We start from the raw sequence: 19,896 nt of genomic DNA on the forward strand, positions 1-19,896 counted from the left end.
GCCCGGCAGTCATGCCGGGCGGGCCGTTTCCTTGTGCGCGTACGCGGCAGCGCTACTGCGCGCGCCGCATCCGGACGATCAGAAGAATGCCTGGATACCCGTCTGCGCGCGGCCGAGGATCAGCGCGTGGATGTCGTGCGTGCCTTCGTACGTGTTGACCACTTCGAGGTTCACGAGGTGGCGCGCGACGCCGAATTCGTCCGAGATGCCGTTGCCGCCGAGCATGTCGCGCGCGAGCCGCGCGATGTCGAGCGACTTGCCGCACGAATTGCGCTTCATGATCGACGTGATCTCGACCGCCGCCGTGCCCTCATCCTTCATCCGGCCGAGACGCAGCACGCCTTGCAGGCCGAGCGTGATTTCGGTCTGCATGTCGGCGAGCTTCTTCTGGATCAACTGGTTCGCGGCGAGCGGCCGGCCGAACTGCTGGCGGTCGAGCACGTACTGGCGCGCGGTGTGCCAGCAGGACTCGGCGGCACCGAGCGCGCCCCACGCGATCCCGTAGCGGGCCGAGTTCAGGCACGTGAACGGGCCGCGCAGGCCGCTCACGTGCGGCATCAGGTTCTCTTCGGGCACGAACACCTCGTCGAGGACGATCTCGCCGGTGATCGACGCGCGCAGCCCGACCTTGCCGTGGATCGCCGGCGCCGACAGGCCCTTCCAGCCCTTCTCGAGAATGAAGCCGCGGATCGCGTCCTTGCCGTTCTCTTCCAGTTTCGCCCACACGACGAACACGTCGGCGATCGGCGAGTTCGTGATCCACATCTTCGTGCCGGACAACGCGTAGCCGCCGGGCACCTTCTTCGCGCGCGTGACCATGCTGCCCGGATCGGAGCCGTGGTTCGGCTCGGTCAGCCCGAAGCAGCCGATCCATTCGCCGGTCGCGAGCTTCGGCAGGTATTTCTGCTTCTGCGCGTCCGAGCCGAATTCGTGGATCGGCACCATCACGAGCGACGACTGCACGGACATCATCGACCGATAGCCCGAATCGACGCGCTCGACTTCGCGCGCGATCAGCCCGTAGCTCACGTAATTGAGGCCGGGGCCGCCGTATTGCTCTGGAATCGTCGGGCCGAGCAGGCCGATTTCGCCCATCTCGCGGAAGATCGCTGCGTCGGTGCGTTCGTGGCGGAACGCTTCGGTGACGCGCGGCGCGAGCTTGTCCTGCGCGTAGGCCTGCGCGGCATCGCGCACCATCCGCTCTTCCTCGGTCAGCTGCTGGTCGAGCAACAGCGGATCGTCCCAATGAAAAGTTGCAGCGCTCATCGTGTCATCTCCTGTGGGCCCTGCGGGTTTGGGGGCGGGCCTCGTGCCTAAAGTTCGCTTGACTGAAGTTCCGCTGTGCGGAACAATGTTTTGCAAATCGAACCCAGTGTAGCATCAGATGACACTTTCAACCATCGACGAAACCACGATCGACGAACGCAAGTTCGTCGTCGCGCTCGCGCGCGGACTCGACCTGCTGCGCGCATTCCGGCCCGGCGAGGCGATGCTCGGCAATCGCGATTTCGCGGAGCGCACGGGGCTGCCGAAGGCGACGGTGAACCGGCTCGCCTATACGCTGACCGTGCTCGGTTACCTGCGCTACGACGAGACACTCGGAAAGTATGCGCTTGACGCCGGCGTGCTGTCGCTCGGCTACGCGCTGCTGTCGGGCTCGGGGACGATCGACCTCGCGCGGCCGCACATGCAGGCGCTCGCGCGCGAGATCGGCGCGGCGGTGTCGCTCGGCTGCCGCGACGGGCTCGACATGATCTATCTGGAGACGATCCGCAGCGAGACCGCGCTGACGCTCGGGCTCGCGCCCGGCTCGCGGCTGTCGATGCTGACGAGCTCGATGGGGCGCGCGTACCTGGCCGTGCAGCCGGAGGACGTGCGCCGCGCGCTCTATGCGGAACTGCATCGCGCGGCCGGCGGCGCGGCCGATGCCGATGCGCTCGTCGCCGCCGCGCAGCAGGCGGTGGCCGAGTTCTCGGCGGGTGGTTGCTGCTATTCGTTCCGCGCGTGGCACATGGACGTGAACGCGGCGGCCGTGCCGTTTCGCGAGCCGCGCGAGGGGCGCTGGCTGATCCTGAGCTGCAGCGGCCCCGCGTCGTCGATGGACGAAGTCGCGTTCCGCTCGCAGGTCGGGCCGAAGCTGAAGGCGCTCGCGCAGCGGCTCGGGCAGACGGTGTGAGCCCGGCGGCGCTCGGTAACCGGTCGGTTGCCGGTGTCGGCGGGAACGGGCGAGGGCGGCGCTGCCTTCAGGCCAGACCGGCTGTTCCCCGCCTCCAATAACGAACCGGCCGGCGTCGACAACCCCGTCGCGCCGGCCGGATTCTGCAAGCAATACTCTCCGATTCAGGCATCCGGCGCGCCGCTTCCCGCGCGCGCCTGTCACTTCCCTCCGTTCAGGCCGTCACGACCTTCGCGAACACGGGCCCCTGCATGAACCGCACGTCGTGCTGGCGCAGCAGCTCGCACTGCATCTCGTCGACGACGCCGTCGAAGATCAGCGGAATCCGCACGCGCTGCGCATACGCGACCAGCGCCTTGACCATCCCGTCGCGCAACGCGATGCCCGCATCCATCTTGATGTAGTCGGGTCGCGCCATGTCCGATTCGACCGCGAGGATGCGGCCCGGATCGGGCAGCTTGTCTGCGACCTTGAAGCCGTGATGCTGGTAGCTGCGCGTCAGGTAGCCGAGGAAGGTCTTGTGCGCGACCGCGACCGCCGGCAGCTCGATCACGATCCGCTCGGTCGGCAGCCCGAAACGCTGCAGCACCGACGAGAAATGCTTGCCGTGGTCGTACTTCACGCTCTTGAGCAGCCGTTCGTGCACGCGCAGGAACAGCAGCCCGTGGCGCTGCGCGCCGAAGAAGTTGATCGCGTGCAGCGAGCGCGACAGGCGGTCGATCGCGACGAGCGTCTGGTCGTCGACGGCCGAGTCGACCGGATCGTGCGGCGCACCCGTGACGAGCGTGACGGCCTGGAAGCCGAGTTCGTCGCCGTAGCGCTCGATCGTATCGGCGAACGACGTCGATTGCGGCGCGCCGGGCATCGTCACGTCGTAGATCGGTTCGTAGGCGCTGCCGAACGTGCGCTCGGGCAGATTCGCGCCCGCGGTGCCGCCTTCGGCGAGCGCGAGGTGATCCCGCAGATACGGCAGTTGCCCGGCACGGGCGACCAGCTCGGGAATGGTGGGCGGAATCATCGGCGTAAGAAGGAAAACGGCGGCCGAACGGGCCGCCTCGTATCTCGATATTAGCAGCGCGCGCCCCGCGCGGCTTGGCGTTTCGCTCATAAGGTTATCCCGTCTTGAAGCCGATACCTCGGGTTTACGTTGATTTCACTATTCGTAATTGGTTTTACTATTCGTAAATCCAGGATTTGTCGCCGATCAAGAAATGCGGCATTCGGGCGCTGCGGAACGGCGCCGTTCGCGAATCAACAGGAAGCAAGGAGCGAGACGTGGCGGTTGACAGGAAATGCGCGCCGGACGGCGGGCCGGCGCACCGGCAGATGACGGACAGGATGACGGGTGCGCCGGTGTGCGCGCGGCGGCGTTGAGGAGCGGATGGCGACCATGAGCATCGATTACCAGACGCTGAAGTTCGAGTACCGCCCGCGCGGGCATGACGCGGCCGTCCACCCGGTGATCGTCGTCGGTGCGGGCCCGGTGGGCCTGTCGGCCGCGATCGACCTCGCGCAGCAGGGCGTGCCCGTCGTGCTGCTCGACGACGACGACACGCTGTCGACCGGCTCGCGCGCGATCTGCTTCGCGAAGCGCACGCTCGAGATCTTCGACCGGCTCGGCTGCGGCGAGCGCTTCGTCGACAAGGGCGTGAGCTGGCACGTCGGCAAGGTGTTCCTGCAGGACGAACAGTTGTATGCATTCGACCTGCTGCCCGAGGAAGGGCACGCGCGCCCCGCGTTCATCAATCTGCAGCAGTACTACGTCGAAGGTTATCTGGCCGATCGTGCGTTCGAGCTGCCGAACATCGACATCCGCTGGAAGCACAAGGTGACGGGCGTCGAGCAAGCGGCCGAGCACGCGGTGCTGACGATCGAGACGCCGGAAGGCGTCGCGACGCTGCGCGCGCAGTACGTGATCGCGGCCGACGGCTCGCGCAGCCCGATGCGCACGATGATGGGCCTCGAAAGCCACGGCCGCACGTTCAAGGATCGCTTCCTGATCGCCGACGTGAAGATGAAGGCGGAGTTTCCGACCGAGCGCTGGTTCTGGTTCGATCCGCCGTTCCACCGCAACCAGTCGGTGCTGCTGCACCGCCAGCCCGACAACGTGTGGCGCATCGACTTCCAGCTCGGCTGGGACGCGGATCCGGTCGCGGAGAAGCAGCCGGAGCGCGTGATCCCGCGCGTGCGTGCGCTGCTCGGGCCGGACGTCGAGTTCGAGCTCGAATGGGTGAGCGTCTATACGTTCCGCTGCCAGCGGATGGACACGTTCCGTCACGGCCGCGTGCTGTTCGCGGGCGATTCCGCGCATGGCGTGTCGCCGTTCGGCGCGCGCGGCGCGAACAGCGGCGTGCAGGACGCGGACAACCTCGGATGGAAGCTGAAGCTCGTGCTCGACGGCCGTTCGGCCGACCGCCTGCTCGATACGTATGCCAGCGAGCGCGAGTTCGCGGCCGACGAGAACATCCGCAACTCGACGCGCTCGACCGACTTCATCACGCCGAAGAGCCCGGTGTCGCGCGTGTTCCGCGACGCGACGCTGAAGCTCGCGCGCGACTGCGAATTCGCGCGCAAGCTCGTGAACAGCGGCCGCCTGTCGGTGCCGGCGGTGCTCGCCGATTCGCCGCTGAACACGCCGGACCGTGACGGCGACGTATTCGCGGGCGCGATGCGGCCGGGCGCGGCGGCGGCCGATGCGCCGGTGCGCGCGCAGGGTGCGTCGGGCTGGTTGCTGCAGCACTTGAGCGGCGGTTTCACGGGCGTGCTGTTCGGGTTGCCGGGCGATGCGGCCGCGTTCGCGCAGGCCGTCGACGGCCTCGCGCTGCCGGTCCGGCCCGTGCTCGTCGTGCCGGCCGGGCACGCGCAGCCGGTGGCCGGCGTCGACGTCGTGGAGGACGTCGACGGTTTCGCCGCGCAACGCTATGACGCGAAGCCCGGCACGTTCTACCTGCTGCGTCCCGACCAGCATGTCTGCGCACGGACGCGCACGCTCGACCGCCAGGCGATCGCCGACGCACTGGCGCGCGCGACCTGCGCACGCTGAACACGATAACGACACCGGAGACCCCGTCATGCCCCCACTCGATACCCGTCCGCGCCTGGCCGATCCGGACGCGTTCTACGAAGCGCTGATCGACATGCATCGCGACCTGTCCGACAGCGATAGCCAGCTCGTCAACGCGAAGCTGATCCTGCTGCTCGCGAACCAGATCGGCGATGCCGACGTGCTGCGCGAAGCGATGGCGCTCGCGCGGCAGGGCGTGACGCCGCCCGCGCATCCGGCCGCCGAGGTGGCGCAATGAGCGCGGCGCCGGCCGACGCGCGCGTGCTCGAAGTCGAGCGCGTGATCGACGAGACCCATCGCCCGGGTTTTCACTGGATGCTGCTGGTGCTGTGCGGGCTGTGCCTCGTGATCGACGGTTTCGATGCGCAGGCGATGGGTTACGTCGCGCCGAGCGTGATCGCCGAATGGGGTGTGCCGAAGCAGGCGCTCGGCCCGGTGTTCAGCGCGAGCCTGTTCGGGATGCTGCTCGGCGCGCTCGGGCTGTCCGTGCTGGCCGACCGGATCGGGCGGCGCCCGGTGCTGATCGGCTCGACGCTGTTCTTCGCGGTGACGATGCTCGCGACGCCGTTCGCGGGCTCGATTCCGGTGCTGATGGCGCTGCGCTTCGTCACGGGCCTCGGCCTCGGCTGCATCATGCCGAACGCGATGGCGCTGGTCGGCGAGTTCAGCCCGGCCGCGCATCGCGTGAAGCGGATGATGATCGTGTCGTGCGGCTTCACGCTCGGCGCGGCGATCGGCGGGTTCATCAGCGCGGCGCTGATCCCGGCGCTCGGCTGGCGTGCGGTGTTCTTCGTCGGCGGCGCGGTGCCGCTCGTGCTCACGATCGCGATGGTCAAGCGCCTGCCCGAGTCGCTGCAGTTCCTGGTGCTGAAAGGGCGCGACGCGCAGGCGCGCGACTGGCTCGCGCGCTTCGCGCCGCAGGCCGGCATCGATGCAAATACGCGGCTCGTCGTGCGCGAGCGCGCCGCGACCGGCGCACCGGTCGCCGAGCTGTTCCGCCACGGCCGCCTGCCGGTCACGCTGCTGCTGTGGGCGATCAGCTTCATGAACCTGATCGATCTGTACTTCCTGTCGAACTGGCTGCCGACCGTGATGCGCGACGCAGGTTATTCGCCGGGCACCGCGGTGATCGTCGGCACGGTGCTGCAGACGGGCGGCGTGATCGGCACGCTGTCGCTCGGCTGGTTCATCGAACGCTACGGCTTCGTGCGCGTGCTGTTCGCGTGCTTTGCGTGCGCGGCCGTGTCGGTGGGGCTGATCGGCTCGGTCGCGCATGCGCTGCCGTGGCTGCTGGTCGTCGTGTTCGCGGGCGGGTTCTGCGTGGTCGGCGGGCAGCCGGCCGTGAATGCGCTCGCGGGCCAGTATTGCCCGACGTCGCTGCGCTCGACGGGCATCGGCTGGAGCCTCGGCATCGGCCGGATCGGCTCGGTGCTCGGCCCGCTCGTCGGCGGGCAACTGATTGCGCTCAACTGGACCAACGGCGCGCTGTTCCATGCGGCGGCGGTGCCCGTGCTGTGCTCGGCGCTGTTCGTCCTTGGCCTGGCGGGCGTAACGCGGCGCAACGGCGTGCAGGCGCCGAACGCCGCCATGAATTGAGGGAGAAAGGAAACGATGACGCTTGACCTGTCGAAACCGGCAACCGCCGGCTACCTGAGCGGTTTCGCGAACGAATTCGCGACCGAGGCACTGCCCGGCGCGCTGCCGCACGGCCGCAACTCGCCGCAGCGCGCGCCGTACGGGCTGTATGCGGAGCAGCTGTCGGGCACCGCGTTTACCGCGCCGCGCGGCCACAACCGCCGCTCGTGGCTGTACCGCATCCGCCCGGCGGCGGTGCACCGTCCGTTTGAACCGTTCGCGGGCCCGCAGCGGCTCGTGTCGGAATTCGGCGACTCGGCCGACGTGCCGCCGACGCCGCCGAACCAGTTGCGCTGGGATCCGTTGCCGATGCCGGTCGAGCCGACCGATTTCGTCGAGGGGCTGGTGACGATGGCCGGCAACGGCTCGGCGGCCGCGATGAACGGCTGCGCGATTCACCTGTACGCGGCGAACCGCTCGATGCAGGACCGCTTCTTCTACAGCGCGGACGGCGAACTGCTGATCGTTCCGCAGCAGGGGCGCCTGTTCATCGCGACCGAATTCGGCCGGCTCGACGTCGAGCCGTTCGAGATCGCGGTGATTCCGCGCGGCGTGCGTTTTTCCGTCGCGCTGCCGGACGGCGACGCGCGCGGCTACATCTGCGAAAACTTCGGCGCGCAGCTGCGCCTGCCGGATCTCGGCCCGATCGGCTCGAACGGTCTCGCGAACCCGCGCGACTTCCTGACGCCGCAGGCCGCATACGAAGACCGCGAAGGCGCGTTCGAGCTGATCGCGAAGCTGAACGGGCGCCTGTGGCGCGCGGACATCGGCCATTCGCCGCTCGACGTCGTTGCGTGGCACGGCAACTACGCGCCGTACAAATACGACCTGCGCCTGTTCAACACGATCGGCTCGATCAGCTTCGACCACCCCGATCCGTCGATCTTTCTGGTGCTGCAGGCGCAAAGCGACACGCCGGGCGTCGACACGATCGACTTCGTGATCTTCCCGCCGCGCTGGCTCGCGGCCGAGGATACGTTCCGCCCGCCTTGGTTCCACCGCAACGTCGCGAGCGAGTTCATGGGGCTCGTGCACGGCGCATACGACGCGAAGGCCGAAGGCTTCGTGCCGGGCGGCGCGAGCCTGCACAACTGCATGTCGGGCCACGGGCCCGACGCGGACACGTTCGAGAAGGCGTCCGCGAGCGACACGACGAAACCGCACAAGGTCGACGCGACGATGGCGTTCATGTTCGAGACCCGCACGCTGATCCGGCCGACGCGTTACGCGCTCGACACCGCGCAGTTGCAGGCGGATTACTTCGAATGCTGGCAAGGCATCAAGAAACACTTCAACCCGGAGCAACGATGAGCGATACCCAAGACTGGCGCGCGACGCTCGACCCGGCCCGCAAGAGCTGGGTCGACACGGCGAACGATCCCGCCTGCGATTTTCCGATCCAGAACCTGCCGTTCGGGATCTTCAGCGATACGAAGCAGGCGGCGCGCCGTGCGGGCGTCGCGCTTGGCGACCAGATCGTCGATCTCGCGGCGCTCGCGCGCGCGGGCCTCGTGACGTTGCCGGCCGGCGCCGACGCGTTCGCCGCGCCGACGCTCAATGCGTTTATCGCGCTCGGCCGCGATGCATGGCGCAGCGTGCGCGTGCAACTGTCGGACCTGTTCTCGCGCGATAACCCGCGGCTGCGCGACGATGCGGCGCTGCGCGCGCAAGTGCTGGTCGCGCAGCGCGACGCGACGCTGCATCTGCCGGTCGAGATTCCCGGCTACACCGATTTCTATTCGTCGAAGGAGCACGCGACCAACGTCGGTTCGATGTTCCGTGATCCGAAGAATGCGCTGCTGCCGAACTGGTCGGAGATGCCGATCGGCTACAACGGCCGCGCATCGTCGGTGGTCGTGAGCGGCACGCCGGTGCGGCGCCCGAACGGGCAACTGAAGCTGCCCGACCAGGAGCGTCCGGTGTTCGGCGCGTGCCGCAAGCTCGACATCGAACTGGAGACGGGCTTCATCGTCGGCCGGGGCAATGCGCTCGGCGAGCCGATCGCGTGCGAGGACGCGGAAGCGCATATCTTCGGGATGGTGCTGCTGAACGACTGGAGCGCGCGCGACATCCAGCAGTGGGAATACGTGCCGCTCGGCCCGTTCAACGCGAAGACCTTCGCGACGACGATCTCGCCGTGGATCGTCACGCTCGACGCGCTCGAACCGTTCCGCACCGTGCAGCCCGAGCAGGCGCCGCAGCCGCTCGCGTATCTGCAGCACGCGGGCAAGCATGCGTTCGACATCGCGCTCGAAGTGACGCTGCGCGCCGAAGGCGACGCCGAAGCCACGTCGATCTGCCGCACCAACTTCAAGCACATGTACTGGACGATGGCGCAGCAGCTTGCGCATCACACGGTCGCGGGCTGCAACACGCGGGTCGGCGACCTGATGGGTTCGGGCACGATCAGCGGGCCGACGAAGGATTCGTTCGGCAGCCTGCTCGAACTGACGTGGAACGGCAAGGAGCCGATCGCGCTGAAGGGCGGCGGCAGCCGCGCGTTCATCGAGGATGGCGATGAACTGACGCTCGCCGGATGGTGTCAGGGCGACGGTTATCGCGTCGGCTTCGGTACGTGCGCCGGCAAGATCCTGCCGGCGCGGAGCGCATAACGCGGCGGACGTCGCGCGCGATACGGAAGGTTCGGACGGCCCGCATTGCGCGGGCCGTCGTCATTTGGCGGGCCGGTATCAGACCGCGCGTTGCAACGCGGCGCGGCGTTCCCACAGCGCGGCCGCGACGAATGCCGCGACGCAGACGACCAGCACACCGACCAGCGCGTTGCTGCCCACTTGCTCCATCAACGCGCCCGCAACGAGCGGGCCGCCGAAGCTCGCGGCGCTCCACGAGGCCGACACGAGCGAGCTCGCGGTGACCAGCGCCGCGCCGCGGAAGCGTTCGCCGCACGCGACGAGCGACAGCGTGTAGATGCTGCCGGCCGCCGCGCCGAGCACGAACAGCAGCGGCCAGCACAGCCACGGATTCGCGATGACGAACGGCAGCAGCGGCAGGCCGGCCAGCACGATCCAGCCCGCGCCGAGGTGCACGTGTTCGCGGCCGAGCTTGTCCGCGAGCCAGCCGATCGGGAACTGCATCGCGGTATCGCCGAACAGCATGATCGACGCGAGCAGCACGGCGGTAGCGCTCGCGACGCCGTGATCCATCGCATAGAGCGGCAGCAGCGACAGCGCGAGCGTATCGAACAGCGCGAAGAACCCGGTGCCGATGATCAGCGCGGGCATGCGCGGCAGCACGGCGAGCCAGTGGTCGTGTTCCGCGTGACGCGCGTCGTCGCCGGCGAGCGGCGCGCGCCGGATCGTCGCGAGCGTCGGCAGCGCGAGCAGAAACAGCGCGCCGCACAGCGCGAAGCGGATGTTCGTCGCGCCCGCGATCTGGCTCACGAGCACCGGGCCCGCCATCTGGAACAGCGTGAAATTGGTTGCGTAGATCGCGACGACGCGGCCGCGCGTCGAATCGTCGGCGAGCTGGTTGACCCACGCCTCGCCGATCGTGAACAGCAGCATCAGCGCGGCGCCGCACAGCACGCGCAGCACGCCCCACAGGATCAGGTTCGACGTGAACTGCATCAGCGCGGTGGCCGCGGCGAGCAGCACGACCGACACGACGATCGCGCGGCGCGAGCCGATGCGACGCGCGAGCGCGGTGACGAACGGGACGATCGCGAGGCCGCCGAGCGCCTGCGCGGCCGTCAGCATGCCGACGACGTTGGTGCCGTGTCCGGCTTCGGTCAGCGCGAGCGCGGTGAGCGGCAGCGTGGCGCCGGTTCCGAGGCCGACGACCGCGACGCTCAGGATCAGCGCGAGGAAATCACGATTGAGAATGGCTTTCATCGGCCGGGATGCTACACCGCGGACCTTGAAAGGTCCATGAAGGCCATCAGTATCGAATGGGGTTGCGCGCGCAACGAATGCGCGCTGTCGCGTTACACGTATTCGGTCGGTACGGTCACCGGACGACGTTCGAGCGACGCCGACCACAGCGTGAGCGCGAGCGCCGCGACGGCCATCGCGACCCCGACCCACGGCAGGTTCACGAGCGACACGCCGGAACCGATCGCCATCCCGCCGAGCCACGCGCCGGTCGCATTGCCGAGGTTGAACGCGCCCTGGTTCAGCGTCGACGCGAGGTTCGGCGCGTCGCTCGCGCGATCGACGATCATGATCTGCAGCGGCGGCACGATCGCGAACGCGAGGATGCCCCACACGAAGATCGTCGCGAGCGCGGCGAACGGCAGGTGCATCGTGCCCGCGAACAGCGCGAGGACGATGCCGATCAGCGCGAGCGTCGCGATCAGCGACGGCATCCGGCGCCAGTCGGCGAGCTTGCCGCCGAGCGTGCCGCCGACCGTCAGGCCGAGGCCGAACAGCAGCAGCACGTAGGTGACCTGGCGCGGCGAGAAGCCGGTCACATCCTCGAGGATCGGCGTGATGTACGTGAACACGCTGAACAGGCTCGCGGACGCGAGCACGCTGATGCCGAGCACCATCAGCACCTGCGGGTGCTTCAGCACGCTGAATTCACGCGTGATGCTGGTGTCGGGCATCGCGAGATTTTTCGGCAGGCAGACCGCGAGCGCGGCGGCCGCGACGATGCCGATGCCGGTGACGGCCCAGAACGTCGCGCGCCAGCCGAACGCCTGGCCGAGCGCGGTGCCGAGCGGCACGCCGAGCACGTTCGCGAGCGTGAGGCCGGTGAACATCAGCGCGATGGCCTGCGCGCGGCGGTTCGGCGCGACGAGGTTGCTCGCGACCACCGAGCCGATCCCGAAGAACGCGCCGTGGCAGAACGCGGTGACGACGCGCGCGGCCATCAGCACCGCATAACCGGGGGCGATCGCGCAGAACAGGTTGCCCGCGATGAACAGCCCGATCAGCCCCATCAGCGCGCGCTTGCGCGGCATCTTCGCGGTGACGATCGCGAGGATCGGCGCGCCGATCGTCACGCCGAGCGCGTAACCCGACACGAGCATCCCGGCGGCCGGAATCGACACGCCGAGATCGCGCGCGACATTGGGCAGCAGCCCCATGATCACGAACTCAGTGGTACCGATTCCAAAAGCGGCGACGGCAAGGGCGAAAAGAGGTAAGGGCATCGCGGTAGGCTCGGGAAAAGCCGCTGCTCGGGCCAGGCGCAGGATGCGCGGGACGGGCGGGCGGTAAGGCGAACGACAGCGCGATTCTACTTCAGTGAAAACCCCTACGCTCGGGGCCAAAACGGTTGTTGCCGGCGTGCGACGGGGCAACGTGCGCGACGCTCACAGTGTGGGATCCGGCAACGGTTTGCGGCGGTGAGTGCGTCGGGGTCGGAACGAGGGCGGCGGCCGGGCCGCGCTTCACGCGATTCGTTCGGGTGATCCGTCGGTGCTGGGGTTCGATGCGTTGGCCGAGTCGGCATCCGGCGCCGGGGCTGCGGGCGACGCAGGCGAGCCGGCGGCGTCGAGCGTGGCCGGATCGTCCCAGCCGTTCTCGAACAGGCACGCTTCGATCGGCATCCGCGCGGCCCAGCGCTCTTCTTCAAGCATCGGCTTTGCGTAGAACGCGTCGACGTGCCCGACGCACAGTACGGCGATCGGCTTCGCGCCGTCGGGCATCCGGAGCAGCGTGCGCAGCGCATCGACGTCGAACAGCGACACCCAGCCCATCCCGAGCCCTTCCGCGCGGGCTGCGAGCCACATGTTCTGGATCGCGCACGCGGCAGACGCGAGATCCATCTCCGGTAGCGTGCGGCGGCCGAACACGTGGCGCTCGCGGCCGTCGGCGAGCGCGACGACCAGCAGCTCGCCGCATTCGCGCACGCCTTCGACCTTCAGCCGCATGAATTCGTCCTGGCGCTCGCCGAGCGCATCGGCGGTTGCGCGGCGTTCGGCGTCGACCAGCGCGTGGATCGCGGTGCGCAGCGCGGGATCGGTGATGCGGATGAAGCGCCACGGCTGCATGAAACCGACGCTCGGCGCATGGTGCGCCGCGCGCAGCAGCCGCGCGAGCACGGCCGGATCGACGGGCGCCGGCGTGAAATGGCGCATGTCGCGCCGTTCGAAGATGGCGCGGTAGACCGCGGCGATGGCGGAGTCGTCGAAACGCATGAGCGGGAGGAGGCGGGGTAACGTCGGCGCAACGATAGCAGACGGCGCGCGGGAATCGTTACATTAGTCGAAACAAAGCGCGAAATTGTTCATGAAAAAGGCCGGTTGCGCAGCAGTGGGCGCAAGCAAACGATTGCGGTGGCGCCGGCAACCGTCAAATGAGCCAATTTCGTCGATTTGTCAGCGAATCGCCGTCACGACGTTCTGCGGCGTGCCCGCATGCCAGGCCTCGATGTTGCGCAGCGTCGTCTGCGCGATCTCCGCCAGCGCCTCGCGCGTGAAGAACGCCTGGTGCGACGTGACGATCACGTTCGGGAACGTCAGCAGCCGTGCGAGCACGTCGTCCTGCAGCGGCTGGTCGGAGTGATCCTCGAAGAAGAGCCCGCTTTCCTCCTCGTACACATCGAGCCCGAGATGACCGAGCTGGCCGCTCTTGAGCGCGTCGATCAGCGCCTGCGCGTCGACGAGGCCGCCACGGCCGGTGTTGATCAGCATCGCGCCGTGCTTCATCCGCGCGAGCGTGCGCTCGTTGATCAGATGGTGCGTCGACGGCAGCAGCGGGCAGTGCAGGCTGACGACGTCGGCGTGGTGCAGCAGCTCGTCGAGTTCGACATAGCGCGCGCCGAACGCGATCAGCTCGTCGTTGTACGGCGGCACCGAATGCGCGAGCACGTGCATCCCGAAGCCCATCATGATCTTCGCGAACACGCTGCCGATGATGCCGGTGCCGATCACGCCGACGGTCTTGCCGTGCAGGTCGAAGCCGAGCAGCCCGTTCAGCGAGAAGTCGCCTTCGCGGGTGCGCGCGACGGCGCGCGGCAGGCGGCGATTGAGCGCGAGGATCAGCGCGACCGCGTGCTCGGCGACCGCATGCGGCGAATAGGCGGGCACGCGCACGACCGTGATGCCGAGCCGCTCGGCCGCCGCCAGGTCGACGTGGTTGAAGCCCGCCGAGCGCAGCGCGATCAGGCGCGTGCCGCCGTCGGCCAGCCGTGCGAGCACGGCCGCGTCGACGGTGTCGTTGACGAACGGGCAGACGACTTCATAACCATGCGCGAGGATCGCGGTTTCCGCGTCGAGGTGCGACGGCTGGAAGTGCAGCCGATAGCCGAACTGCCGGTTGACGGCAGTAAACGAATCGTTGTCGTACTGTCGGCTGCTGAACAGGATCACGCGCACGCTGCACCTCCGATGGCTGTCGCGCGCAGTTTACTGCAGCCCCGTGACGATGTCGGAGCGTTCGGGCCCGCGCGGCGGACGCAGGAAGCTGTAGTCCACCCGCTCGCGGGCCGTCTGCGCGCTGAAATGATCGAGCGCGTGCTCGACGAAGCTGCGCGTGCGGGCCGGTACGTACTGGCGGTTCGGATAGACGAGCGACAACTGCGTGTCGGGATCGCCGATCCGGTAGCCGGCCAGCAGCCGCACGAGCGTGCCGGTGGCGAGCGCGTCGGCGACGCACGGTTCGGGCAGCACCGCGATGCCGGCCCCGGCAACGGCGGCCGCCTGGACGAGCGCGAGCTGGTTGACCGTGCAGGCCGGGCGCACCGTGACGGAATGCGCGACGCCGTCGTGACCGATCAGTTGCCACGCGGGCGCATGCTGGTGCGGCGCGAGCGTGACCCAGTCGTGGCCCGGGAGGTCGTCGGGTACGCGCGGTTCGCCGCGTCGCTCGAGATAGGCCGGCGCCGCGCACGCGACGAACGGGTTCGGCGCGAGCGCATGGCCGATCAGCGTCGGATTGCCGTCGAGCCGGTTGCCCGTGATGATGCCGACGTCGTAGCCCGAATCGAGCACGTCGAGCGGCCCCTCGGCGACGGTCAGCTGCACGCGCAGCTCGGGGTAGCGGTGCCGGAAGCTGCTGACGAGCGGCGTCAGCGCAAGCGGCGACAGCAGGCCCGACGCGACGACGCGCAGCGTGCCGGCCGGTTCGCGCACGGCATGCGCGACGGACGATTCGAGGTGATCGAACTCCTCGAGCAGCGCACGGCAACCGTCGAGGTAGCGTACGCCGGCCTCGGTGAGCGACAGGTTGCGCGTGGTGCGGTGGATCAGCCGTGTGTTCAGGTGGCCCTCGAGCATCGCGATCGAACGCGTGACGAGCGCATTGGACACGCCGAGATGGTGCGCCGCGCGCCGGAAGCTTTGCTGCTCGGCGACGCAGACGAAGACACGCATGGTCTGAATCTGGTTCATGGCTGGCGTATTTCTGGCCCGGTTGATTGATTATGGTTGTGGATTTTCGCCGCGCAGCCTCGAAAGCGCATCGCGCGGCCCCCAGTTCTCCATCGCATCGAAAAAATCGTTTCTCGATTCTGTAGACGATTGTTAAATACAGAAGCGATATCCGTCAACCTGAGAAAATGGGCGGGTTGCGGAAAATCTAAATCGCGAGTACCGGTTAAACGTGGTAGAGCCGCAAGCGCCTGCCTGGAAAACCGGATCGGTATTTGAGTATGTGCCGAAGGTGCGAATATTTCTTATGTTAATCAATCGGTTGTGTGTGATTCGGACAGCCGGGATCGGATAAATGGGGGAATCGTTCCCCAATACATGCAACCGTAATAGATGTTTTTTCCACACGCGAATTTTGCGTATCGTATTCCGCGCGGCGGATTTTTATCCGGCATCCCGTCTATTTTGTTCGATGCGCAAGTCGTGCTGAACCGTCGGCCTCGGCCAATCGCAGCGATACTGCCCGAGAAAATCGCGTGCATGGAACCGTTTCACAGCCGGCCGGCAATCCTTTTCCAATCCGGAATCTCGTCGCGAGATAAGTGTCCTGCCGGCTGGCCCGGTCCGGCGACCGGGCCACCGGCGCGCTGTCCGGCGGCGCGTGCCTCTTGCGCGAGGCCGCGGAACGCGGAATGATCGATCAGTTCGCCATGCCGCGCGGCGAGCATCCGTGCATTTCCTTTCCTCATCCTTTACCCGCCATGTCCATCGATTATTCGCCGATTCCCTGTCCCGTCGTCGTGCCACTCGACGCGATCCTGCCCGAAGAACCGCTGCTGATGATGGGGGCCGGCCCGGTTCCGATCCCGGCCGCCGTCGCGAAGGCGAACACGATCGTGATCAACCACCTCGGCGCGACGATGGCGAAGATCATCGAGCAGGTGAAGGAGATGGCGCGTTACGTGTTCCAGACCCGCACGAAGTGGGTGCTCGGCGTCGCGGGCCCCGGCTCGGCCGCGATGGAAATGGCGATCTCGAACCTCGCATGGCGCGGCACGCGCGTGCTGTCGATCCGCAACGGCTTCTTCAGCGCGCGGATGGCCGAGATGGCCACGCGCGTCGGTGCCGACGTCGTGACGCTCGAAGTGGCCGACCGCGCGGTCGCGAGCCTCGACGAGATCGCGGACGCGATCGCGCGCGAGCGGCCCGAGATCGTCACGATCGTGCAGGGCGAGACGTCGAACACGGTGTGGAACCGCGACCTGCGCGACATCGCGGCGCTCGCGAAGGCGGCCGGCGCGCTGGTCGTCGTCGACGCGGTGTGCACGCTGTCGACGATGCCGCTCGAGATGGACGCGTGGGGCATCGACGCGGTGATCACCGGCGGTCAGAAGGGCTTGTCGTCGATCCCGGGCGTGTCGCTGATCGCGTTCTCCGATGCCGCGTGGGAGCGGATGAAGCATCGCGCCGAACCGAACACGCACTGGTGCCTCGACATGGCGCTCGCGGAGAACTTCTGGCACAACGCGGGATATCACTACACGGCGCCCGTGTCGGGCGTGCTCGCGCTGCACGAGGCGCTGCGGCTCGTCTGCGCGGAGACGCTCGAAAGCCGCTTCGCGCGCCATCTGCGCTGTTCGCTCGCGCTGCAGGCGGGCGTGGAGTCGATGGGGCTCAAGCTCTATGCGCCGAAAGACTGCCGGCTCAATTCGGTGGTCGGGATCGAGACGCCGGAAGGGCTGACGCCCGGCATGGTCTGCGGCCATATCTCGAAGCAGTACCAGGTCGAGATTTCAGGCTCGTTCGGCTTGCCGATCGTGCGGATCGGGCAGATGGGCGAGCAGTGCCGTGAACACAACCTGTTCCGCACGCTGCATGCGTTCGGCCGCACGATGGTCGACCTGAAGGTGCCGGTCGACCTGCCGGCCGGTGTCGCGGCGCTCGAGCAGGAACTGTCGCAACGCGGCGCGTAACGCCGCGGCGGGCCGCGCTCAGCGGCCCTGCATCGCGCGCCGGTACGTATTCGGCGTCGTGCCGTGCGCGTCGCGAAAGCGATGGCTGAAGTGGCCGGCGTTCGCGTAGCCGCAGTCGGCCGCGATCTGCGCGAGCGGCAGCGCCGTCGTGCGCAGCAGCTCGCGCGCCCGTGCGAGCCGCTGCTCGGCAACCCACGCATGCGGCGCGCGGCCGAACGACAGCCGGAACATCCGCGAGAAGTGGTATTCGGACAGCGCGGCGACGTCGGCGAGTTCGCCGAGCGTCAGCGGCTGCGTCAGATACGTGTCGATGTAGTCGCGCACGCGGCGGCGCACGGCCGGCGCGAGCCCGCCGCGAAACGATACGTCGGTGCGCGTCGTGCTCTGCCCGCGCAGCAGCAGGCTCAGCACCTCGTGCGCGGTTTCGTTCACACGCAGCCGCTCGTCGGCATCGTCCCAGCCGTCCAGCGCGAGCGAGCGCAGCAGCGCGGCGACGCGCGCATCCTCGAAATAAGTGCGGTCGGCGAGCTTCAGCTCGCGCGGCTCGCGGTCGAGTTCGCGGATCGCGCGCTGCGTGAAGTGCTCCGGCAGGAAATACAGGTGGATGAAGTGCATCTCGCCGCGCACCCACCAGCGCGATTCATGGTCGCCCGGCAGCGCGCACAGCAGGCTCGGCGCGCCGTAGCGCGGCACGCGCTGGCGCTCGGTCCGGTAGCCGCCGTCGAGGTAGCACGACAGCGTGTGGTGGCCGGGCTGCTCGTAGATCGTCTCGCTTTCGTCGGTGATGCGCGTCCATTCGGCGATCGCGAGATGGTCGCCGAGCCACGCGAAGCGCTCGAGCGTCGCGTTCGCGTCGGCGAGCGTGCGGCAGACCGACTGCAGGCCGAACGGCAGATCGCCGCCGGCCAGGGCGGCGGCGCGGTCGACGGGCGGGGCGGAGAGGGAGAGGCTCATGATGCGACGAGTATAAGCGGGCGCGCGGCAGCGGGTGCGGCGGCCCGCAAAAGACCGCAATTCCGGACAATCGGCGCGCGCCGCGCGGCGGCATAGTCGGGATCCCGTTTCACCCGCTTTTCGGACCGCCACCGCCATGAACCTGTCGCTTTATTTCGTCACCGTGCTGATCTGGGGCACCACCTGGATCGCGATCAAGTGGCAGCTCGGCGCCGTGCCGCCGCCCGTGTCGATCGCGTGGCGCTTCTGGCTCGCGGCCGCCGTGCTGTTCGCGCTGCTGCGCGTGATGCGCCGACCGGTCCGGCCGCCGCGCGAGGCGTGGCGCTTCCTCGTCGCGCAGGGCTTCGCGCTGTTCTGCCTGAACTTCCTGTGCTTCTACTACGCGGAGCAGGTCGTGCCGAGCGGCCTCGTCGCGGTGATCTTCTCGACCGCGCCGCTGTTGAATTCGATCAACGGCCGGCTGTTCATGGGCCGGCCGCTGCGGCCGTCGGCGATCGCCGGCGCGTTGCTCGGCCTGGTCGGCATCGCGTGCCTGTTCTGGCAGCAGATGGCCGGCCATCTCGACGATCACGCGACCTGGATGGGGCTCGCGATCGCGTTCGCCGGCACGATGTGCTTCTCGGCCGGCAACCTGCTGTCGAGCCGGATGCAGTCGATGGGGCTGCATCCGCTTGCGACCAACGGTTGGGCGATGCTGATCGGCGCGGCGATCCTGACCGTCGGCAGCGCGGTGGCCGGAATGCCGTTTACGCTCGACCTGAGCCCGCGTTATCTCGGCGCGCTTGTCTACCTGGCCGTGCCGGGTTCGGTGATCGGCTTTACCGCGTACCTGACGCTCGTCGGCCGGATCGGGCCGGAGCGCGCCGCGTATTGCACGGTGCTGTTCCCGATCGTCGCGCTGGCCGTGTCGACGGTGTTCGAGGGCTACCAGTGGTCGCCGCTCGCGGTGATCGGGCTGCTGCTTGTGGTGGCCGGCAATCTCGTCGCGTTCGACCTGACGCGCCGGTTGTTTCTCCGGACGGCCTGACGGCGGCTGGACGGGTGAGGCGCGGCATGGCGCGACTGGACGAAAGGTTGACTTGGTTGACTTGGTTTCGATTCGGGGCTAGGCTGGCATCTCCGGTTGGGTAAGGAGGCGGAGATGGTCAGGCAGGCTCGTGCACTTGAAAGCGCGGCTGAGATTCTCGATGTCGAGACGGAGGAGGCGTTGCGCAGCGCCGTTGGGGCCGCGACCATGCTCGGGCCCGATCGGGCTCGTGCGCTGCTCAAGCTGTCGGACGAACAACTCGGGCATCTGTTCAAGATCGGTATCGCCCAGGTCATCGATCTGGCGGGCACGATCACGTTCGGCATCGCGGCCGCCGCGACCCGCGACCGACAACCATCCCGCCGTGCGAAGCAACATGCGAAGTCGCTGGCGCGCGCGGATGCCGCAGTCGCCGATTTCGAGCAGCGCGCGCTGGCCGAACGGCGGGCGCTCGTTGCGCAGGGCGCGCTGCTATCGGCCGCGGAGTTCTGGGCAGCGCTCGGCATAACGCGGCAGGCGCTCAGCAAGGCGGTCGCGTCGGGGCGCATCTTCACGGTCGACGTGGGGGCGGTGCAGTATTACCCGGCCTTCTATCTGACGGGAGATATCGATCGCAAGACGCTCGGGAAGGTGACACAACGCCTGGGTGGTTTGCCGGGGTGGAGCAAATGGCAATTCTTCACGACACCCAAGGCGTCCCTTGGCAAAACCACGCCGCTGGAAGCGCTGTCGGCAGGGAAGCCTGCCGAGGTGGAGCGTGCCGCGGCGGCGTTCGCGGAACGCTAGGAGGCG

The 19,896-nt window shown here is 68.1% G+C and carries 18 protein-coding genes; 9 read left to right on the forward strand and 9 right to left on the reverse strand.

From position 1 onward, the window contains the following. Positions 1-78 precede the first annotated feature (78 nt). Positions 79-1,266 (reverse strand): acyl-CoA dehydrogenase, encoded by a 1,188-nt coding sequence (locus ACN22W_RS04070; RefSeq protein ID WP_419686350.1) that lies wholly within the window; start codon positions 1,264-1,266, stop codon positions 79-81. A 118-nt stretch (positions 1,267-1,384) separates the two neighbouring features. On the opposite strand from ACN22W_RS04070, the gene ACN22W_RS04075 reads away from it, so the two are divergent. After that, positions 1,385-2,176: an IclR family transcriptional regulator gene (locus ACN22W_RS04075; RefSeq protein WP_419686351.1), complete on the forward strand. Its 792-nt coding sequence runs from the start codon at positions 1,385-1,387 to the stop codon at positions 2,174-2,176. 214 nt (positions 2,177-2,390) lie between these two features. Here ACN22W_RS04075 and ACN22W_RS04080 read toward each other — a convergent pair whose 3' ends face one another. Continuing rightward, on the reverse strand, positions 2,391-3,194 hold the full coding sequence (locus ACN22W_RS04080) for an EAL domain-containing protein (RefSeq protein ID WP_419686353.1): 804 nt from the start codon (positions 3,192-3,194) through the stop codon (positions 2,391-2,393). Between the two features lie 363 nt (positions 3,195-3,557). On the opposite strand from ACN22W_RS04080, the gene ACN22W_RS04085 reads away from it, so the two are divergent. Genes ACN22W_RS04085 through fahA form a run of 5 tightly spaced genes read left to right on the forward strand, consistent with a single transcriptional unit; the run spans position 3,558 to position 9,487 of the window. Next, a complete protein-coding gene (locus ACN22W_RS04085) occupies positions 3,558-5,219 on the forward strand; it encodes an FAD-dependent oxidoreductase (RefSeq protein WP_419686354.1) in 1,662 nt (553 codons plus the stop codon). Between the two features lie 28 nt (positions 5,220-5,247). Beyond that, positions 5,248-5,478, forward strand: a complete 231-nt coding sequence (locus tag ACN22W_RS04090) for a DUF2783 domain-containing protein (RefSeq protein WP_048242872.1) — start codon at positions 5,248-5,250, stop codon at positions 5,476-5,478. Further along, positions 5,475-6,836: an MFS transporter gene (locus ACN22W_RS04095; RefSeq protein WP_419686355.1), complete on the forward strand. Its 1,362-nt coding sequence runs from the start codon at positions 5,475-5,477 to the stop codon at positions 6,834-6,836. Before ACN22W_RS04090 ends, ACN22W_RS04095 begins: the two co-directional genes overlap by 4 nt. Positions 6,837-6,851: 15 nt before the next feature. Further along, positions 6,852-8,186, forward strand: a complete 1,335-nt coding sequence (hmgA, locus tag ACN22W_RS04100; protein WP_419686356.1) for a homogentisate 1,2-dioxygenase — start codon at positions 6,852-6,854, stop codon at positions 8,184-8,186. Further along, complete coding sequence (gene fahA, locus ACN22W_RS04105) at positions 8,183-9,487, forward strand: fumarylacetoacetase (protein WP_419686357.1); 1,305 nt, start codon at positions 8,183-8,185, stop codon at positions 9,485-9,487. Before hmgA ends, fahA begins: the two co-directional genes overlap by 4 nt. Positions 9,488-9,565: 78 nt before the next feature. On the opposite strand, the gene ACN22W_RS04110 is transcribed toward fahA, so the two are convergent. From ACN22W_RS04110 to ACN22W_RS04135, 6 genes are all read right to left on the reverse strand, one after another. After that, positions 9,566-10,726 carry an MFS transporter gene (locus ACN22W_RS04110; RefSeq protein ID WP_419686358.1) on the reverse strand — a complete coding sequence of 387 codons (1,161 nt, stop codon included), beginning with the start codon at positions 10,724-10,726 and terminating at the stop codon, positions 9,566-9,568. Between the two features lie 92 nt (positions 10,727-10,818). Continuing rightward, entirely contained in the window at positions 10,819-11,988 is a 1,170-nt protein-coding gene (locus ACN22W_RS04115) for an MFS transporter (protein ID WP_419686360.1), read from the reverse strand. 240 nt (positions 11,989-12,228) lie between these two features. Further along, a complete protein-coding gene (gene bluB / locus ACN22W_RS04120; protein WP_419686362.1) occupies positions 12,229-12,978 on the reverse strand; it encodes a 5,6-dimethylbenzimidazole synthase in 750 nt (249 codons plus the stop codon). Positions 12,979-13,158: 180 nt separating this feature from the next. After that, a complete protein-coding gene (locus ACN22W_RS04125) occupies positions 13,159-14,157 on the reverse strand; it encodes a 2-hydroxyacid dehydrogenase (protein WP_343493018.1) in 999 nt (332 codons plus the stop codon). A gap of 30 nt (positions 14,158-14,187) precedes the next feature. Beyond that, positions 14,188-15,171 (reverse strand): LysR family transcriptional regulator, encoded by a 984-nt coding sequence (locus ACN22W_RS04130; RefSeq protein WP_419686364.1) that lies wholly within the window; start codon positions 15,169-15,171, stop codon positions 14,188-14,190. A 530-nt stretch (positions 15,172-15,701) separates the two neighbouring features. Next, entirely contained in the window at positions 15,702-15,878 is a 177-nt protein-coding gene (locus ACN22W_RS04135) for a hypothetical protein (protein WP_419686365.1), read from the reverse strand. A gap of 33 nt (positions 15,879-15,911) precedes the next feature. Here ACN22W_RS04135 and ACN22W_RS04140 point away from each other — a divergent pair, with 33 nt between their 5' ends. Further along, on the forward strand, positions 15,912-17,123 hold the full coding sequence (locus ACN22W_RS04140; RefSeq protein WP_048242859.1) for a pyridoxal-phosphate-dependent aminotransferase family protein: 1,212 nt from the start codon (positions 15,912-15,914) through the stop codon (positions 17,121-17,123). Positions 17,124-17,141: 18 nt separating this feature from the next. Here ACN22W_RS04140 and ACN22W_RS04145 read toward each other — a convergent pair whose 3' ends face one another. Further along, positions 17,142-18,077, reverse strand: coding sequence for a helix-turn-helix domain-containing protein (locus ACN22W_RS04145; RefSeq protein WP_419686367.1), 936 nt, complete (start codon positions 18,075-18,077; stop codon positions 17,142-17,144). A gap of 136 nt (positions 18,078-18,213) precedes the next feature. Between ACN22W_RS04145 and ACN22W_RS04150 the strand changes: the two genes are divergently transcribed. Both ACN22W_RS04150 and ACN22W_RS04155 read left to right on the forward strand, forming a co-directional pair. Continuing rightward, positions 18,214-19,104, forward strand: a complete 891-nt coding sequence (locus ACN22W_RS04150) for a DMT family transporter (protein ID WP_048242855.1) — start codon at positions 18,214-18,216, stop codon at positions 19,102-19,104. 114 nt (positions 19,105-19,218) lie between these two features. Continuing rightward, entirely contained in the window at positions 19,219-19,890 is a 672-nt protein-coding gene (locus tag ACN22W_RS04155; RefSeq protein WP_419686369.1) for a hypothetical protein, read from the forward strand. Positions 19,891-19,896 lie beyond the last annotated feature (6 nt).

Source organism: Burkholderia theae (genome assembly GCF_048565265.1).
Classification (GTDB): domain Bacteria; phylum Pseudomonadota; class Gammaproteobacteria; order Burkholderiales; family Burkholderiaceae; genus Burkholderia; species Burkholderia theae.

Bases quoted from the DNA above. Each gene is read 5' to 3' on its own strand.
- hmgA (WP_419686356.1), top strand. From the start codon at position 6,852: ATGACGCTTGACCTGTCGAAACCGGCAACCGCCGGCTACCTGAGCGGT.
- ACN22W_RS04075 (WP_419686351.1), top strand. From the start codon at position 1,385: ATGACACTTTCAACCATCGACGAAACCACGATCGACGAACGCAAGTTC.
- ACN22W_RS04095 (WP_419686355.1), top strand. From the start codon at position 5,475: ATGAGCGCGGCGCCGGCCGACGCGCGCGTGCTCGAAGTCGAGCGCGTG.
- ACN22W_RS04145 (WP_419686367.1), bottom strand. From the start codon at position 18,077: ATGAGCCTCTCCCTCTCCGCCCCGCCCGTCGACCGCGCCGCCGCCCTG.
- bluB (WP_419686362.1), bottom strand. From the start codon at position 12,978: ATGCGTTTCGACGACTCCGCCATCGCCGCGGTCTACCGCGCCATCTTC.
- ACN22W_RS04140 (WP_048242859.1), top strand. From the start codon at position 15,912: ATGTCCATCGATTATTCGCCGATTCCCTGTCCCGTCGTCGTGCCACTC.
- ACN22W_RS04115 (WP_419686360.1), bottom strand. From the start codon at position 11,988: ATGCCCTTACCTCTTTTCGCCCTTGCCGTCGCCGCTTTTGGAATCGGT.
- ACN22W_RS04135 (WP_419686365.1), bottom strand. From the start codon at position 15,878: ATGCTCGCCGCGCGGCATGGCGAACTGATCGATCATTCCGCGTTCCGC.
- ACN22W_RS04150 (WP_048242855.1), top strand. From the start codon at position 18,214: ATGAACCTGTCGCTTTATTTCGTCACCGTGCTGATCTGGGGCACCACC.
- ACN22W_RS04110 (WP_419686358.1), bottom strand. From the start codon at position 10,726: ATGAAAGCCATTCTCAATCGTGATTTCCTCGCGCTGATCCTGAGCGTC.
- fahA (WP_419686357.1), top strand. From the start codon at position 8,183: ATGAGCGATACCCAAGACTGGCGCGCGACGCTCGACCCGGCCCGCAAG.
- ACN22W_RS04130 (WP_419686364.1), bottom strand. From the start codon at position 15,171: ATGAACCAGATTCAGACCATGCGTGTCTTCGTCTGCGTCGCCGAGCAG.
- ACN22W_RS04070 (WP_419686350.1), bottom strand. From the start codon at position 1,266: ATGAGCGCTGCAACTTTTCATTGGGACGATCCGCTGTTGCTCGACCAG.
- ACN22W_RS04090 (WP_048242872.1), top strand. From the start codon at position 5,248: ATGCCCCCACTCGATACCCGTCCGCGCCTGGCCGATCCGGACGCGTTC.
- ACN22W_RS04085 (WP_419686354.1), top strand. From the start codon at position 3,558: ATGGCGACCATGAGCATCGATTACCAGACGCTGAAGTTCGAGTACCGC.
- ACN22W_RS04155 (WP_419686369.1), top strand. From the start codon at position 19,219: ATGGTCAGGCAGGCTCGTGCACTTGAAAGCGCGGCTGAGATTCTCGAT.
- ACN22W_RS04080 (WP_419686353.1), bottom strand. From the start codon at position 3,194: ATGATTCCGCCCACCATTCCCGAGCTGGTCGCCCGTGCCGGGCAACTG.